12 protein-coding genes and 1 pseudogene are annotated in these 15,782 nt (G+C 63.2%); 7 read left to right on the top strand and 6 right to left on the bottom strand.

The genetic code is table 11. The features are described from left to right. Positions 1–13: 13 nt before the first annotated feature. A complete protein-coding gene (locus NLY36_RS04990; RefSeq protein WP_023697033.1) occupies positions 14–1,234 on the top strand; it encodes an alanine racemase in 1,221 nt (406 codons plus the stop codon). Here NLY36_RS04990 and NLY36_RS04985 read toward each other — a convergent pair. Continuing rightward, a complete protein-coding gene (locus NLY36_RS04985; protein ID WP_023712423.1) occupies positions 1,231–1,962 on the bottom strand; it encodes an SDR family oxidoreductase in 732 nt (243 codons plus the stop codon). The genes NLY36_RS04990 and NLY36_RS04985 overlap by 4 nt on opposite strands. A gap of 131 nt (positions 1,963–2,093) precedes the next feature. On the opposite strand from NLY36_RS04985, the gene NLY36_RS04980 reads away from it, so the two are divergent. Further along, positions 2,094–2,993: a LysR family transcriptional regulator gene (locus tag NLY36_RS04980; RefSeq protein WP_023697030.1), complete on the top strand. Its 900-nt coding sequence runs from the start codon at positions 2,094–2,096 to the stop codon at positions 2,991–2,993. 25 nt (positions 2,994–3,018) lie between these two features. Here the strand turns inward: NLY36_RS04980 and NLY36_RS04975 are convergent, their stop codons facing one another. Beyond that, the gene (locus NLY36_RS04975) at positions 3,019–4,248 is read right to left on the bottom strand and encodes a lytic murein transglycosylase (RefSeq protein WP_023690859.1); all 1,230 of its coding nucleotides are present in this window, start codon (positions 4,246–4,248) and stop codon (positions 3,019–3,021) included. 32 nt (positions 4,249–4,280) lie between these two features. Next, a complete protein-coding gene (locus NLY36_RS04970; RefSeq protein ID WP_023735975.1) occupies positions 4,281–5,078 on the bottom strand; it encodes a glycoside hydrolase family 25 protein in 798 nt (265 codons plus the stop codon). Positions 5,079–5,361: 283 nt separating this feature from the next. On the opposite strand from NLY36_RS04970, the gene NLY36_RS04965 reads away from it, so the two are divergent. Continuing rightward, the gene (locus NLY36_RS04965) at positions 5,362–6,741 is read left to right on the top strand and encodes a serine hydrolase domain-containing protein (protein WP_023690860.1); all 1,380 of its coding nucleotides are present in this window, start codon (positions 5,362–5,364) and stop codon (positions 6,739–6,741) included. Positions 6,742–6,864: 123 nt separating this feature from the next. Here NLY36_RS04965 and NLY36_RS04960 read toward each other — a convergent pair. The 3 genes and pseudogenes from NLY36_RS04960 to NLY36_RS04950 form a co-directional block, all read right to left on the bottom strand. Further along, positions 6,865–7,521, bottom strand: a pseudogene (locus NLY36_RS04960) (class I SAM-dependent methyltransferase); the annotation flags it as partial. After that, positions 7,518–8,816: a BtaA family protein gene (locus NLY36_RS04955; RefSeq protein ID WP_031249185.1), complete on the bottom strand. Its 1,299-nt coding sequence runs from the start codon at positions 8,814–8,816 to the stop codon at positions 7,518–7,520. The pseudogene NLY36_RS04960 and the gene NLY36_RS04955, both read right to left, overlap by 4 nt. A gap of 31 nt (positions 8,817–8,847) precedes the next feature. Continuing rightward, positions 8,848–12,807 carry a hydantoinase B/oxoprolinase family protein gene (locus NLY36_RS04950; protein ID WP_286461709.1) on the bottom strand — a complete coding sequence of 1,320 codons (3,960 nt, stop codon included), beginning with the start codon at positions 12,805–12,807 and terminating at the stop codon, positions 8,848–8,850. Between the two features lie 177 nt (positions 12,808–12,984). On the opposite strand from NLY36_RS04950, the gene NLY36_RS04945 reads away from it, so the two are divergent. The 4 genes from NLY36_RS04945 to NLY36_RS04930 all read left to right on the top strand — a co-directional run bounded on the left by NLY36_RS04945 (position 12,985) and on the right by NLY36_RS04930 (position 15,763). After that, positions 12,985–13,182, top strand: a complete 198-nt coding sequence (locus tag NLY36_RS04945) for a hypothetical protein (RefSeq protein WP_023668260.1) — start codon at positions 12,985–12,987, stop codon at positions 13,180–13,182. A 208-nt stretch (positions 13,183–13,390) separates the two neighbouring features. Further along, positions 13,391–14,110, top strand: coding sequence for a J domain-containing protein (locus NLY36_RS04940; protein WP_023668261.1), 720 nt, complete (start codon positions 13,391–13,393; stop codon positions 14,108–14,110). After that, complete coding sequence (locus tag NLY36_RS04935; protein ID WP_023668262.1) at positions 14,107–14,874, top strand: N-acetylmuramoyl-L-alanine amidase; 768 nt, start codon at positions 14,107–14,109, stop codon at positions 14,872–14,874. Before NLY36_RS04940 ends, NLY36_RS04935 begins: the two co-directional genes overlap by 4 nt. A 184-nt stretch (positions 14,875–15,058) precedes the next feature. Further along, complete coding sequence (locus tag NLY36_RS04930; RefSeq protein WP_023729353.1) at positions 15,059–15,763, top strand: lytic transglycosylase domain-containing protein; 705 nt, start codon at positions 15,059–15,061, stop codon at positions 15,761–15,763. The last annotated feature ends 19 nt before the right edge of the window (positions 15,764–15,782 follow it).

The following is a 15,782-nucleotide window of genomic DNA, read 5'->3' as shown; positions in this document are numbered from 1 at the left end:
AGGGGATTCGTCCATGCAGCGATTCGAGAATGCCCGCGAGGCGGCGCTGGCGCTTCGGCCGGACGATCCGGTCTACTGCTTTCGCCCGCAGGTGCTGAAGGCGGATGCCAAACAGTTCATGGGCATGTTTCCCGGCAAGACCGCCTACGCAGTCAAGACCAATGGCGAGCAGATCGTGCTGAAGGCGCTGGTCGAAGCCGGCGTCACCGCCTTCGATGTGGCCTCGCCCGGCGAGTTCGCCGCAGTGCGCGCCGTCTCACCCGACGCCGAGATGCTCTACATGCATCCGGTCAAGGCGCAGTCGGACATCAAGCTTGCGCTGGAAAAATACGCCATCCGGGTCATTTCGCTCGACCATGAGGACGAGATCACCAAGCTGACGCGGGTGGTGCGGGCGCTTGACATCGATCCGGGCTCCATCAGCGTGTTCGTGCGAATCCAGACCAAGGGTTCGGCGGCCTATGAACTGTCGAAGAAATTCGGCGCCGGGCCGGCCTATGCGGTGGAACTCGCCGAGCGGCTCAACCGCACCGGCTACAAGGTCGGCCTGTGCTTCCATGTCGGCAGCCAGATCGAGGATCCCGACACCTATGAACGGGCGCTGGCCTCCGCCGATTGGGTGCGCAACCGGCTGACCTTCGACATTGCGGGGCTCGATGTCGGCGGCGGCTTTCCCGCCGAGTACGGCCATGACCCCAATCGCAAGCAGCTCGAGATGCCGTCGCTCGGCCAGATCATGTCGCGGCTGTCGGGCGACCTGAGGGAATACCAGTTCGACCAGATCCCGTTGGTGGCCGAGCCCGGCCGGGTGATCGTGGCGCGCTGCCTGTCGCTGATCGTGCGGGTGCTGCTGCGCAAGGGCAAGCGGCTCTACATCAATGACGGCATCTGGGCGTCGCTGTCGGATTCTTGGACCGGCAAGATCACACTGCCGGCCCGCTTCATCCCCGATCCGGCGATCCGTTCGCGCAATGGCGAGGAGAAGAACATCGTGCCGTTCAAGGTCTGCGGCGCGACCTGCGATTCCGTCGACATCCTGTCGCGGCCGTTCTGGCTGCCGGAAACCGTCGACACCGGCGACTGGATCGAGATCGGCCATATCGGCGCCTATTCGCTGTCGCTGAGAACCCGCTTCAACGGTTTTTATCCCGACACATTTGTCGAGGTGACGACACCGTTTGACGAAGGCGATGCGCCGCAGGGATTCGCCAGCCTGGAGACGATGGCGGACTAAGCGACCCCGCCACCGGCCTGGATATTCTCGCCGGTCAGCCAGCGGGCCTCGTCGCTGGCCAGGAAGACCGCGACATCGGCAACGTCGCGGGGCGCGCCGATCCTGCCAAATGGAGACATGCCGGCCGCCACGGCGCGATCGCGCTCGGGAAGCAGGTCCGTGTCGGTGAAGCCAGGCGACAGCGCATTCACGGTGATGCCGCGCGGTCCGAGTTCACGCGAGAGCACACGAACGAATTGTTCGACGGCGCCCTTGCTGCCGAGATAGAGCGCCGTTTGCGTGAAGAACATCTTGGTGCCGCCGGTGGAGACCGCGATGATGCGGCCGCCGTTTCGCACACGGCGCGCTGCTTCCTGAAGCACGAAGAACGTGCCCTTGGCATTGGTGCCGAAGACATGGTCGAAATCGGCTTCGGTTGCCTCGGTCAGAGGCTTGATGACGGCGACGCCGACATTGGCAACCACGATGTCGATCGCGCCGAACTCACTCTCAGCCTCGTCAAACAGGCGATGAATATCCGAGACGCTTGATATGTCGGCCTGGACGGCGATCGCCTTTCCTCCCTTGCCGGCGATGGCGGCCACGACCTCGTCAGCGGCTTCGTGGTTGCCGACATAGTTGACGACGACGGCAGCGCCCTTGGAGGCGAGGCCTTCGGCGATGACTCGCCCAATGCCGCGCGAACTGCCGGTGACGAGTGCGGTTTTGCCTTGCAAGGACTTGGGCATGATACGTTTCCTTCAATCATTCAGGCCAGTGCCGGTTTCATCCGACGGGTCCGCTAGTCGAGAAATAGGGCCATGCAACTGATCAGATAATGGCCTATTATCTGACTAGCGTGTTAATCTAGGAATACACAATGCGCGGTTCTGAATTCGCCGAGCTCAAGGCATTCGCCGCAATCGTGGAAGAGCGTAGTTTCGTCCGCGCCGCCGCCCGGCTGCGTGTTTCCCCGCCGGCGCTCAGCCAGTCGATCCGGCAACTGGAGGCTCGCATCGGCGTCAGGTTGCTGAATCGCACGACGCGTAGTGTTTCACCCACTGGTGTCGGCGAGACGCTGTTTGCGCGCCTTGCCGTTGCGTTCGAAGAGCTAGAGGGCGCCGTAGCGGACATTCATGCCGCGCGTGATCGACCGGCGGGTTCGCTACGAATAAACGTGCCGCGTGTTGCCGCGGTGCGGTTCATCGGCCCGATCCTTGGCGACTTCCAACGCGCCTATCCTGATATCGCGCTGACCGTCATCGTCGACGATACGCTGACCGACATTGTTCGAGGACGGTTCGATGCCGGAATCAGGCTTGGCGAGCGGCTGGAGAAGGACATGGTGGCAGTGAAACTGAGCGGGGATTTGCAGATGGCGGCGGTGGCCGCTCCCGTCTATCTCGAAAACCGGGCCATACCGCGCCATCCGCAGGAGTTGCATCAGCACCAATGCATAAAATTCCAGTGGCCTGGTGGCGGCAACCTCTATCGATGGGAGTTCGCGCGCGGCAAACGGTCTCTGGAAATCGCCGTCGAGGGCAGCCTGACTGTCAACGACACCGAGCTGATGCTGAACGCGGCACTGGGTGGAGCAGGCGTTGCCTACATGATCGACTATCAGGTCCAGTCCTGGATCGATGCGGGCAGGCTGATGAGATTTCTAGAGCCCTGGTCGCCCAGCTTTCCAGGCTTCTTCCTGTATCACCCGAGTTCGAGGCACGTCCCCCCGGCTTTGCGGGCATTTATCGACTTCGTCCGGGCAAGGAGTAGGGAATAAGGAACCCAGCTTGGACAGATTCTACTCACAGTTTCCCCAAAAGCTCCGGCGTCGGCCAGCCGTCTACCGGCATGCCGAGCCGCATCTGTTCCTTGCGGATGGCTTCGCGGGTGTTGGTGCCCAGAATGCCGTCGACGGTGCCGACGTCATAGCCCCTGGCTTCGAGCTTGGTCTGCAATTCCTTCATCTGGTCGCCATTGAGCCCGGTTTCGGGATTGCGCGGGTCGAACTGCTGTGCCCCGGCCAGCCGGCTGGCGAAGTTGGCGGCGGTTAGCGCGTAGGTGAAGGACTGGTTCCATTCGAGATAGACGTCGAAATTGTCGTAGGCGAGGAAGGCCGGACCTTTGCGGCCCATCGGCAGCGCCAGGCCGGCCTTCAGGCCATTGTCGATCAGCGGCGTGCCATCGGGATTGGTGACGCCCCAGGCGGCCCATTGCGACAGCGGCAACTTGTTGGTGCGGCCGGTCTGCTCCCAGGGCATGTCCTCGGGCACGCGCACTTCCTCGATCCAGGGCTGGTCGCGTTTCCAGCCGCGCGACAGCACCTTGTTGGCCGTGGTCATGATCACGTCGGGTACGCTGCGCCTGAGGTCGACGATGCCGTCGCCGTCGCCGTCGACTCCGCGCGCGAGATAATCGGAAGGCAGGATCTGGGTCTGGCCGATCTCGCCGGCCCAGGCGCCGGTGACGTCGGCCGGAACGACGCCGCGATCGATCAGCGTCAACAGCGGCAGCAGTTGCGGCCGAAACAGCTGCGGGCGGCGGCAGTCATGCGACAGCGTCACCAAGGCGCTCAGCGTGTGGAAATCGCCCTGTACGGCGCCGAAATCGGTCTCCAGCCCCCAGAAGGCGGTGATGATCGGCGCCTGGACACCGAACTGCTGGTCGGCGCGCGCAAAGATTTCGGCGTATTTCTTCAGATTGGCCGCGCCCTGCTTCAGCCGGTAGGCCGAGATCATGCGGTTGGAGAACTGAATGAAGGTCTGGGCGAAGACGCCCTGGGCGCGGTCACGCGCGAGCACCTTGTCGTCGATGGTGGCGGCCTCCAGCGCGTTAAGGCCGACAGCGCCGACACCGGCTGCCTTGGCTTCCGCCGCCACGCCTTGCTTCCAGGTTTCGAAGTCGCCGCCGCATTCCTGCGCCGCCGCCGGCATCGCCGTAGCGCCGAGCAGCAGGGCCGCGAGCAGCCCGGAGCGCAGGCGGCTCTTCGACTGTTTCCGGCGTAAATATCCCAGTGGCTGCAGGTAGGTGCGCATGGGACGTCGAAAAGCAGGCGGCAGAGCCGGTGTCAACGGGTGTTCTGCCGCAGCCACTTTTTCCAGGCTGCCTCAGTGCCGTTGAAGACGTTGATATCGGACTTGCCGTTCATGCCGGGCACGATACCGGTTCCGGTGTATTGCCAGAAGGTGAAAGGGTGGCTGCCGTACTTCTGGCGGGGGTGGCCGGCCACCGAGCGCAGCCAGTAGGGATAGCCGCGGAAGGTCGCAAGGTCGTTATCGTCGAAGAAGTCGACCGAGGTGTAGATGATCGGCTTCTTGCCATAGTGCCACTCGATCATCTCGAGAAAGGTGGTCATTTCGGCCCGCACCGTCGCTGAATCCGGGCGCAGCCGGCAGGTCGGCGATTGCGGGTTCCACTCCATGTCGAGCACCGGCGGCATGGCCGAGCGGTCGACGGGCACGTTCTGGATGAACCAGCGCGCCTGGGTGGCGGCAGGCGTGCAGAAATAGAAGAAATGGTAGGCCGCGCGCGGAATGCCATTGGCCTTGGTGCGCGACCAATGCTCGTTGAAATACTCGTCGAAACGGTCGCCGCCCTCGGTCGCCTTGATGAAGGCGAAGGAGATGCCGCTGGCCTTGGCCGTCGGCCAGTCGACCGAGGTCTGGTATTTGGAGACGTCGGTGCCGTGAACGGCATAGTTCCAAGGCGCGCCGCTATCCCATTCATGCGGCTTGGAGTCTTCGAAACGCGGTGCACGCACGGCAACCGTCGGGCTGCTGGATGGCGACATCGAGGGCACGAGATCGCCGGCGGTCGAGCAGGCGGCCAGCAGCGTCAACGTGATGAGGGCCGCGAAACGGCGCATCGCATTTCCCGAGCCGGAATCAGCCGGTCGCTGTTGGGTTGTCGTTGCAGGTGCCCCTCAGGCGATCGCCCCACAGCATCGCCTGATACGCTATTTTCGTGCATGTCGTTGTTCCAAAACCGCTGCGCACTTTTGGGCGACATGCACCAGTGATCGCCGATCATGGTTGATAACAGGTTGACGGCGCTCGACAAGAACACCGATTTTGCGGAAGCAATGGCGGCAAATCGATGACATAAATCGGGCCGCAAGCCACGGGCAGCGGAAAAGCAGGGACGGAAAGATGCGGATCGCCGTGAAGATCATCAAATGGCTGCTCGGCCTGGTCGTGTTGGCCATAGCCGCCCTGTTTACCTGGCTCTACGTCGCGCCGCCCGAACTGATCCGCGTCGGTTCCGGCTATTCCGCCAAGATTGTCTGCTCGAATGTTTTTATCGCCGGCCGTGATCCCAATGAGGTGCTTGCCATCGACGTGCAGGCGCCCGGCCATCCGCTTCTCAGGCTGATGAAGGTGTCGGTCGACAAGAACAGGGGGACCGTCTCGGCCGGGCTGCTTGGCTTCCTCGGCAAGAGCGTTGCCGTTGCGCGCGCCGGCCTGGGTTGCGCCTCGGTTCCTGATGGCGACGTCGGCAAGGCACGGCGCACGTCAATCCCTGCCGAGGCGTCGGCGGCCACCAAGGGCGATCTGTGGCCCGAGGGAGATCGAGTCGATGCCTCGCAAAATCCCGAAATCAACAAGATCCTCGACGGTGCGGCGATGACCGGCATCGGCATGCGCGCCGTGGTGGTGGTCAAAAATGGCCGCATTGTTGCGGAGCGTTATGGCGACGGCTTTTCGGCGAAAACGCCGCTGCTGGGCTGGTCGATGACCAAGACAGTCAACGCCGCGCTCGTCGGCACGCTGGTCAAGGACGGCAAGATGGCGGTGACCAATCAGGGCCTGTTCGGCTCATGGAAGGCGGACGGCCGCGCCGCCATCAGCCTTGCCGATATGATGGCGATGTCGAGCGGACTCGAGTTCAACGAGGATTATGGCGACGTTGCCGATGTGACGCGCATGCTCTACCTCGAACCGGATATGGCGGGCTTCGCCGAGGCCAAGCCGCTGACCGGCGACGTCGGCAAGGTCTTTTCCTATTCGAGCGGCACGGCGGTGATGCTGTCGCGGCTGTGGCAGGATGCTATCGGCGACAAGGACAAGGCGCTGATGTGGCCAAGGGCAGCGCTGTTCGGGCCGCTCGGCATGCAAAGCGCGGTGCTCGAAACCGACGAGGAGGGTACCTTTGTCGGCTCATCCTACCTCTATGCCACGGGGCATGACTGGGCGCGGTTCGGCCAATTCCTGCTGCAGGGCGGCGTCTGGAACGGCAACCAGATCCTGCCGGCCGGTTTCGTCGACTGGATGCGCGAACCGGCACCGGCCTCGAAAGTCTACGGCAAGGGGCAACTTTGGATCGAAGCCCCGGGGGACGAAGGAAATCCCGGCGCCGGCGTCGCCGCCGGCCTGCCCAACGATACCTACTGGATGGAGGGCCATGACGGCCAGACGGTCGCCATCATCCCGTCGGAGCAACTGGTGGTGGTGCGGCTGGGGTTGACGCCGGCCAAGCTCGGCTACCGGCCGCAGGTGATGGTCGGCGCGCTGATGAAGGCACTGCGCTAGCTCCCTTTACCCTCCCCTTGATGGGGAGGGCGGGGGCGTAGCGCCGGGCGGGGTGCCTGGCACTTCACCCCTACCCGCGCCTTCAGCGCGACCTCCCCCATCGAGGGGGAGGTAAGAGTGCGCGATCTTGACGACCGCCAGCCAGGCATAGCCGCGATAAAGCGCGCGGAAACAGAAGCTTGCGCCGGTTCGCCGAGATTCCGATTCCAAGACTTCGCGCAATGATTCACGTGGGGTGACATGGAATTTCTTGAGCCAGCCGCGCAGCAATGTCCGGAACCAGTTGGGCAAGCCTTCCTGCTGGCCGAAATCGACGACATGCAGCGAGCCGCCGGGCGCGAGTGCCGCAAGGGCTGCCGAAACCGTCTTTTCCCAACCGGGGATCATCGACAGCGAATAGGACACGAAGATGCGGTCGAAGCGCTCGACGCCGAACAGCGTCTTGGCGTCGAAATCGGTGGCGTCGCCGCGCGCCAGCACGGCGCGGCCGGACAGGCCGTCGCGGCCGATCGCCTTGCTCGCCGTCTCCAGCATCTCGGCCGAGATGTCGAGGCCGTAGAGGCGGGCGTCGGGATAGCGGCGGGCGGCAAGCGCGATGTTGCGGCCGGTGCCGCAGCCAAGTTCGAGCACTCTGCCATTCGCCGGCACATCCAGCCCGGCTATCATCTGGTCGCGGCCAAGCAGATAGTATTTGCGGGTCAGGTCGTAGATATGGCGTTGCCAGCGATAGACGCCGTCCATCAGTTCGGCATGGTCGGCCGGCAGCTCGCTCGCGCTCATGCCGCGCGCTTCACATAGAGGTGGAAGCCGCCATAGATGGCCGAGCGGTCGCGGGCCGAACAGTCGCGCGAGGCCTCGTCCTCGTAGGTCCACTGGTCGAGCAGCGAGATCGAGACGCGGCCCGGCAGCAGGCTGGGCTCGGCGGCGGTACGGAAGATGACTCGGGCGCCGACCGAGGCGGTGCGGGTGATCTCCGACCAAAGGGCATTGAGCTGGTCGTTCGTCATCCAGTCCTGCGCGTCGAGCAGGACGAAACGATCGACGGTGCTTGCGTCCTTGCCGGCCAGAAATTCGATCAGATTGGCGTGGTGGATGCCGACGCGATCGACATTGTTGCGGATCGCCTTGTAGTTGGCCTCTTCTAGATAGGCGGGCAGGGCGGCCTCACCCGGATTGGGATAGCGACGGGCGAAGGCTTGCCAAGCGAAGTAGTTGTTCTTCAGCGGAAAATCGCAAGCGAGCTTTTCCAGCCGGGCCTTCAGCACGCTGGCCATCGAACCATCGCCCGAGGTGATCAGCGAATCGTACTGCGCCGGCGGAATGCCGAGGCCGAACAGCGAAGCCTTGCGCGAGGTAGCCCAGCGCAACAGCTTCTTGTCGAAGACCGGCGCCAGCTCTTCGTTGAAGAAGCGGCGCTGGTCGGCGATGCACTTCGACGCCATGATCCCTGCGGGGTCGACACCGAAGAATTTGGCGGTGCGATGGCCCATGGCGATGAACAGGCCGAGCAGGCCGGTCTGGTAGAAATTGCGGTCGAAGACGGTGATGCGCCGGCGGCCGCGCCAGTTGCGGTGCTCCCAATAGTGGCGGCTGACCGGATCGAGATGCGGCGCGATGAAGCGGTCATAGGCCTCCGAATTGTGGCTGGTGTCGGCGGCGCCGAAGAAGCGGAACAGATCGCCCTGCGAAGGCAGGTGGCGCACCGCCTCCAGCTTCATCCGGTTCAAGGCGATGTGGGCGGCGTTGAGATCGACCGCTTCGACTCGTTCAGGCGAGCGGGTGAGGTAGGCCAGGATATTGCAGCCGCCGGAGGCGATGGTGACGACGCGGTGGCCCTGGCCAAGCTGCATGGCCTCCATGTCGACTTCAGGGTCTTCCCAGATCTGCGGATAGACGAGGCCGGAAAACAGCAGCGCAAACAGTCGTTCGGAAAGGCCGGCCTGCGACAGCGGGCGGTTCTGGTAGACGGCCTTTCCAACTTCCTTGCCGCGGCGAAAAACGAGATCCGAGGAGACGTCCGTCATGGCAAAGTGATTCCCCATTTGCTTTGCCGCAAGCGGGTAACTCAGGGGCATGACAAGCGGGTGACAGCCTGTTGACGCGAGTTCAGGCCTTGTCAAATCCCCCCGGTGTCGGCGTCGTCAGGATAACGGCGTCGCCGGCGTCGAGCACGGTCTGGTCGCAGGCCTTCAGCGTCTCGACGCTGCCGTCCTGGCGGCGGACCTTGGTCGAGCCGACCTCGCCGTCACCGCCGCCGTCGAGGCCTTGCGGCGGCCGGTTGCGGTGCGATGACAGGATGGCGCATTCCATCTTTTCGAGGAAGCGGATGGTGCGCTTCGTGCCGTCGCCGGCGCTCCATTTGCCTTTGCCGCCGGACCCTTGGCGGATGTGGAAATCCTCCAGCAGCACGGGAAAGCGCAGTTCCAGCACCTCAGGGTCAGTGAGTCGCGAATTGGTCATGTGGGTGTGAACCCCCGATGTGCCGGCAAAGCCACGGCCGGAGTTCATCCGGCCTGCCGGCGAACCGGAGCAGATGGTCTCGTAATACTGGTACTGCTTGTTGCCGAAGGTCAGGTTGTTCATCGTGCCTTGCGCATTGGCCATGGCGCCCATGGCTCCGAACAGCGCGTTGGTGACATGCTGCGAGGTCTCGACATTGCCGGCGACGACGGCGGCGGGGTAGGCCGGCTTCAGCATCGAGCCGTCGGGGATGATGATGTTGATGGGCCTGAGGCACCCGGCATTCATCGGGATCATGTCCTCGACCATGACGCGGAAGGCATAGAGCACGGCGGCGCGGGCGACGGGCTCGGGCGCGTTGAAATTGTTCTTCATGACAGGCGAGGTGCCGGTGAAGTCGACGGTCGCTTCGCTCTTTTGCCGGTCGACCGTGATCTTCACCTTGATCACCTGGCCGGTGTCGGTCGGGTATTCATACTGCGAGCTGTCAGGCAGCCTTTCCAGCACGCGGCGCACGCTTTCGGCGGCATTGTCCTGGACATGACCCATATAGGCTTCGACGACGTCGAGGCCGAAATGGGTGACCATCTTGCGCAATTCCGCCACGCCCTTTTCATTCGCGGCGATCTGCGCCTTTAGGTCGGCGATGTTCTGGTGCGGGTTGCGGGCGGGGTAGGGGTGGTCGGTGAGCAGCGTTTGCAGCTCCGCCTCGCGGAATTTTCCGCGATCGACGACGCGGAAATTGTCGAACAGCACGCCTTCCTCGTCGACCGTGGTGGCAAGTGGTGTCATCGAGCCAGGTGCCGTGCCGCCAATGTCGGCATGATGGCCGCGTGAGGCCGCCCAGAACAGGATTTCCTCCCCCCTTGAAGGGGAGGTGGCGGCGGAGCCGCCGGAGGGGGTCGCTGCGGCAGTGCTCGACGCCCTTGCGGTGCCTTCTGAGAGGACCCCACCCGGCCGCTGCGCGGCCACCCTCCCCTCGAGGGGGAGGGAAAAGACCGGCGTCACCACGGTGATGTCGGGCAGATGCGTGCCGCCATTGTAAGGTGCGTTCAGCGCAAAGACGTCGCCGGGGTGGATGTCGCCGGAGTTCAGCCGGATGATGGTTTCGACTGAGCGATCCATTGAGCCGAGATGCACCGGCATGTGCGGCGCGTTGGCGACCAGCGCGCCGTGGCGGTCGAAGACGGCGCAGGAAAAGTCCAGCCTTTCCTTGATGTTGACGGAATAGGCGGTGTTCTGCAGCGTGACGCCCATCTGCTCGGCGATCGACATGAAGAGGTTGTTGAAGACCTCCAGCATCACCGGATCGGCTTCGGTACCGAGGGCAGCCGTGCGAACTTTCCGTTCCGTGCGGCGGATGACGACGTGATTGAGGTTGGTGATTTCGGCCTGCCAGCCCGGCTCGACGACGATGGTCTGGTTCGGCTCGATGATCAAAGCGGGGCCTGGGACCAGATTGGATGGGCGCAGGTTTTCGCGGCGATGGATGCCGGCTTCATGCCAGCGTCCCTCGGTATAGATGCGCCGCGTTCCGGACGCACCGGTTTCAACCCTTGCCGGTTCGGCGGGCGCAACGGCTTCGGCCGTGGTCTCGACGATCTCGGCGCCTTCCACGCCAACGGTCTCGACGAGCATCGGCTTGTCATCATAGACGAACCCGAACTGCGCCTTGTGGGCCACTTCGAAATCGCGCCTGGCCTGGAAGATCGAGCCCTGTTCGAAATTCACCGGCAGCGTGGTGTCGGTGCCGTCATAGCGGATATGCAGCACCGGCTTTGCCGCAATCTTGTCCTCGGCGATGCCTTGCGCTGCCAATTCGGCGATGACGGCTTTTTTCAACGTGCCGATGAGGCTGCCGATCTCGGTCCTGGATTCTTCGGCAAGCGGCTTCAGCAGCGCCTGCTGCCGCGACGCGAAAACCGACGACAGGCCGATACCATAGGCTGAGAGCAGACCGGAGAAGGGGTGGATCAGTACCGCCTCCATGCCGAGCGCGTCGGCAACCAGGCAGGCATGCTGGCCGCCGGCGCCGCCAAAACAGTTCAAGAGATATTCAGTGACGTCGTAGCCGCGCTGCACGGAGATCTTCTTGATGGCATTGGCCATGTTTTCCACCGCGATGGTAACGAAGCCTTCGGCGACGGCTTCCGGCGTGCGGCCATCGCCGATTTCGGCGGCGAGCGCAGCGAATTTTTTACGCACGGCGGCGACGTCCAGCGGCTGGTCCTGGCCGGGTCCGAAAATCGCCGGGAAGAAATCGGGCTGCAGCTTGCCCAGCATGACATTGGCGTCGGTGACGGCAAGCGGGCCGCCGCGCCGGTAGGCGGCGGGGCCGGGATTGGCGCCGGCGGAATCCGGCCCGGCGCGGAAGCGGCCGGCTTCGTAATGCAGGATCGAGCCGCCGCCGGCAGCGACGGTATGGATGCGCATCATCGGCGCACGGATGCGCACGCCGGCAACCTCGGTGTCGAAGGCGCGCTCATACTCGCCGTCATAATGGGCGACGTCGGTCGAGGTGCCGCCCATGTCGAAGCCGATGACTTTCTCGAAACCGGCGAGTTTCGCCGTTTCGACCATGCCGACGACACCGCCAGCCGGGCCGGACAGCAGCGCGTCCTTGCCCTGGAACATGTCGGCGGCGGTGAGCCCGCCCGACGACATCATGAACATCAGGCGAGGGTTTTCCCTGCCCCTCGAGGGGAGGGTGGCGGCGGAGCCGCCGGGTGGGGTTGGATCGACCGGGCTCAGCGCATTGGCGGTGCCTTCCGAGCGGACCCCCTCTGGCCGCTTTGCGGACTGCCCTTCGCTATGGCTCCGGGCATTCGTCGCTGAAAAAGCCAAATCGTCGGCTTTTTCTCGGCCTTTGGCCGACCGCTCCTCACCCCCCACAAGTGGGGAGATTGGCGTCGCGCCCAGTTCTCCCGCCACCCTTTGCACATAGCGCGACAGGATCGGCGACAGATAGGCATCGACCACGGTGGTGTCGCCGCGGCCGACCAGTTTGATCAGTGGCGAGACTTCATGGCTGACCGAGACTTGGCTGAACCCGATCTTGCGGCAGACTTTCGCCACCGCCTTCTCGTGGTCGGGATATTTCCAGGCATGCATGAAGACGATGGCCACCGCATCGATGCCGTCAGCCTTCGCCTGTTCGATGGCGGGGCGGCAGGCGGCGATGTCGAGCAGGCGCTCGACCTCGCCATTGGCGCGCACGCGTTCGTCGATCTCGATGACCCGCTCGTAGAGCTGTTCCGGAAGGATGATCTCCTTGGCGAAGATGTCCGGCCGGGCCTGATAGGCGATCTTCAGCGCATCGCGAAAGCCCTTGGTGATGAGCAAAAGCACACGGTCGCCCTTGCGCTCCAGCAGCGCATTCGTGGCAACGGTGGTACCCATCTTGACGTCACCGACCAGGCCCGGAGGAATAGCGGTGCCGGATTTCAGCCCCAAAAGCTCGCGGATGCCGGCTAGGGCCGCATCGGGATAGGCTTCGGGATTTTCCGACAGGAATTTCCTGGGATGCAAACCGCCTTGCGGATCACGTCCGATCACGTCGGTGAAGGTGCCGCCGCGGTCGATCCAAAAATCCCATTTCTTGTCCACGCAGAACTCCGGCATTGCATTTGGGTCCAGACTGTTAGTTCGGCATCGCCCGGCCCGCAATCGGTAGTGCGCGGATGTTACATCAGGAAACGCAACGTTACGAAACTCATGACCGTTTGATGCATTTTGCCTTCGACCGTTCACCGCAACGTGAGCGTGTGTTGAAGGAGAGATGTCATGAAAAAGCTGATTCTTGCTTCCGTTTCCGCCCTGGCCCTGTTCGGCGTTGCCGCCTGCAGCGACAGCGGTACGGATAACACCACCACCCAGAGCACCAATCCGCCAGCCGCCGAGCCCATGAAGCCGGCGACGCCGGATGCACCGAAGCCTGCAGAACCGGCTCCGGCAACACCTGCTCCTGCCCCCGCGCAGTAGCAGCAGTCTCGGTCACTTTGACGTGACGAGAGAGGAGGCCGGCTTCGCGCCGGCCTTCCTGCGTTTAGGGGATTCGGGGGCTCAAGGGCCTTGAACCGGCTCTTTCCTACGGTTTGGGATCTGGCGCGTCGGTTGCTCGCGTAAATCGATCCACTCTGCGGCGCTGTCTTGGCTTGATAGCAATGGCCGGCGGCCCTAATAAGCGCTCATGTCGATTTGGGATCGCCTCGGCGACTTCATCACCCGCGTTTCATCTTCAGCCACGTCCGGCGTAGCCGATGTGGTCGAGGCCGTGCGCACGGTTTTCTCCGGTGACGCTGATCTGCGCCGGCGTGTCGCCTTCTCTGTGGCGATGATTGCGCTGTCAGCCAAGATGGCCAAGGCCGATGGCATCGTCACCCAGGACGAGGTTCGCGCGTTCCAGGAAATATTCGAGGTGCCGCGAGAACAGACCCGCAATGTGGCGCGGCTTTACGATCTGGCCAAGCGCGACGTCGCCGGGTTCGAGACCTATGCCGAGAGTATGGCGCAGATGTGCGGCTCGGGCCATTCGAACTGCGTCATGCTGGAAGACATACTCGACGGTCTGTTCCATATCGCCAAGGCGGACGGGCTGGTGCATGAGCGCGAAGGGATTTTCCTGCACCGTATTGCCGAGATTTTCCGCATCGACGAGGTGCACTACGAGGCCATTATGGCCAGGCACGTCAATCTCGGGGCCGGCGATCCCTATATCGTGCTCGGCATTGAGCGCGGCAAGCCGTTCGAGGAGGTCAGGAAGCGGTACCGCAAGCTGGTCTCCGACAATCATCCGGACCGGCTGATCGCGCGCGGCCTGCCGCAGGAATTCATCAAGATTGCAACGACCAGAGTCGCGGCGATCAACGCGGCCTATGAAATGATCGAGCGGGGCCTCAGGCACGCATGACCGGCTTCTCGCCCGACGAGCCAAGCGCGGAGGTCAGGGTATCGCCGAATTTCGGCCCGCGGCGCGAAACGCTCAGGCCCGACATGATCGTGCTGCACTATACCGGCATGGCGACGGGTGCTGCCGCGGAAGCCTGGCTGTGCGACCCCGCAAGCGAAGTCTCGTCCCACTACCTCGTCCATGAGAACGGTCGCATCATCCAGATGGTGCGCGAAAGCGACCGCGCCTGGCACGCCGGTGCAAGTTCCTGGTTCGGTCGTCGCGACATCAACTCCTGTTCGGTCGGCATCGAAATCGTCAATCCCGGCCATTCGCTCGGCTATTCGGCCTTTCCCAAGCGGCAGGTGGAAGCGGTGATCGGTCTTTGCCTTGGTGTCATCGAACGCCATTCCATTACGGCGCAAAGGGTGCTTGCCCATTCCGACATCGCGCCGGGGCGCAAGATCGACCCGGGCGAGAAATTCCCCTGGAAGGCGCTGTTTGCGGCCGGGGTCGGCCATCTCGTGCCTGCGGCGCCGGTCCGGCGCGGCGCGGTGCTGAAAGCCGGCGATACCGGCGCCGAGGTCGAGGCACTGCAGTCGATGCTGGCGCTCTATGGCTATGGCGTCGAGATATCAGGTGTCTTCGACCGCCAGACCGAAATCGTCGTCGAAGCTTTTCAGCGGCATTTCCGACCACGCCTGGTGGATGGCGTCGCCGACGGCTCTACGTCTAGCACGCTGCAAAGCCTGCTGACTTCCCTTAGGTCAGTTGCGTCTAAATAATCTTTTCCTGATATCCAAGTTACAGCCTGTCACTGAAAGTGAATTGCCTCGCCTTGTTCGACACAAATTCCGCCCTCAAAGGCAGTTCGTGCAAGTTATCGGACCTCCAGCCCCCCGGATGCTCCGATATTGATTAGGCGTTGCTGCGTGAAGATCTTCGCGCGGCCAAACAGAACAGGACCACATGCAGAAATTGACCGTTGTAACGGCAGCTATTGCTGCCGGAGTAATGACTTTTGCCTTCAGCACGGCCGATGCCGCACCAGTGAGCCAGAGGGCAGACCAGGGCTTCATCGCCGCACCCGCCAAGGCCACCATGACGAAGGCAAACCCGAAAGCAAAAAGGGCAACCACCGCGAAAGTGCGCAAAGCAGCCGTGGTGAAGGCCAGAAAAGCCACGGCCAAGAGGCATTTTAAGCGCAACAGGAAGAGCGTCGACCTGACGACGACCGCATCGATCCGCCCAAGCACCGCTGCGGAGTCGACTGCGGCAGCCGCGCTTGGCGGCCAGTATTCGGCAATCATTGCCCGCTATGCTGCGGCCGAAGGCGTGCCGGTGTCGCTGGCCCAGGCGGTCATTAAGATCGAGAGCAACTACCGGCCGAACATCGTCGGCAGCGCGGGTGAAATCGGCCTGATGCAGATCAAGCCGGCAACGGCGCGGATGATGGGGTATAGCGGCTCGGCCAAGGGTCTGTTCGATCCCGACACCAACATCAAATACGGCATGAAGTACCTTGCCATGGCGCGCAATCTCGGCGGCGGCACCACCTGCGGCACGATCCTGAAATACAATGCCGGCCATGCCGCGACGAGGATGAACCCGGTGTCGGCGGCCTATTGCGGCAAGGTCAAGGTGCAGTTGGCGGCATTGGGATCGCCGGCATAAGTCTGCTTTTTCATTTGCG

Origin of the sequence: Mesorhizobium sp. C399B (assembly GCF_030323185.1) — a bacterium.
Classification (GTDB): Bacteria; Pseudomonadota; Alphaproteobacteria; order Rhizobiales; family Rhizobiaceae; genus Mesorhizobium.
The sequence above is the reverse complement of the archived record's forward strand: the minus strand, read 5'-3'. Positions and strand labels throughout refer to the sequence as shown.

Excerpts from the sequence above, each read along its gene's own strand:
- NLY36_RS04990 (WP_023697033.1), top strand. The coding sequence starts at position 14 with ATGCAGCGATTCGAGAATGCCCGCGAGGCGGCGCTGGCGCTTCGGCCG.
- NLY36_RS04965 (WP_023690860.1), top strand. The coding sequence starts at position 5,362 with ATGCGGATCGCCGTGAAGATCATCAAATGGCTGCTCGGCCTGGTCGTG.
- NLY36_RS04985 (WP_023712423.1), bottom strand. The coding sequence starts at position 1,962 with ATGCCCAAGTCCTTGCAAGGCAAAACCGCACTCGTCACCGGCAGTTCG.
- NLY36_RS04945 (WP_023668260.1), top strand. The coding sequence starts at position 12,985 with ATGAAAAAGCTGATTCTTGCTTCCGTTTCCGCCCTGGCCCTGTTCGGC.
- NLY36_RS04930 (WP_023729353.1), top strand. The coding sequence starts at position 15,059 with ATGCAGAAATTGACCGTTGTAACGGCAGCTATTGCTGCCGGAGTAATG.
- NLY36_RS04940 (WP_023668261.1), top strand. The coding sequence starts at position 13,391 with ATGTCGATTTGGGATCGCCTCGGCGACTTCATCACCCGCGTTTCATCT.
- NLY36_RS04975 (WP_023690859.1), bottom strand. The coding sequence starts at position 4,248 with ATGCGCACCTACCTGCAGCCACTGGGATATTTACGCCGGAAACAGTCG.
- NLY36_RS04970 (WP_023735975.1), bottom strand. The coding sequence starts at position 5,078 with ATGCGCCGTTTCGCGGCCCTCATCACGTTGACGCTGCTGGCCGCCTGC.
- NLY36_RS04955 (WP_031249185.1), bottom strand. The coding sequence starts at position 8,816 with ATGCCCCTGAGTTACCCGCTTGCGGCAAAGCAAATGGGGAATCACTTT.
- NLY36_RS04980 (WP_023697030.1), top strand. The coding sequence starts at position 2,094 with ATGCGCGGTTCTGAATTCGCCGAGCTCAAGGCATTCGCCGCAATCGTG.
- NLY36_RS04935 (WP_023668262.1), top strand. The coding sequence starts at position 14,107 with ATGACCGGCTTCTCGCCCGACGAGCCAAGCGCGGAGGTCAGGGTATCG.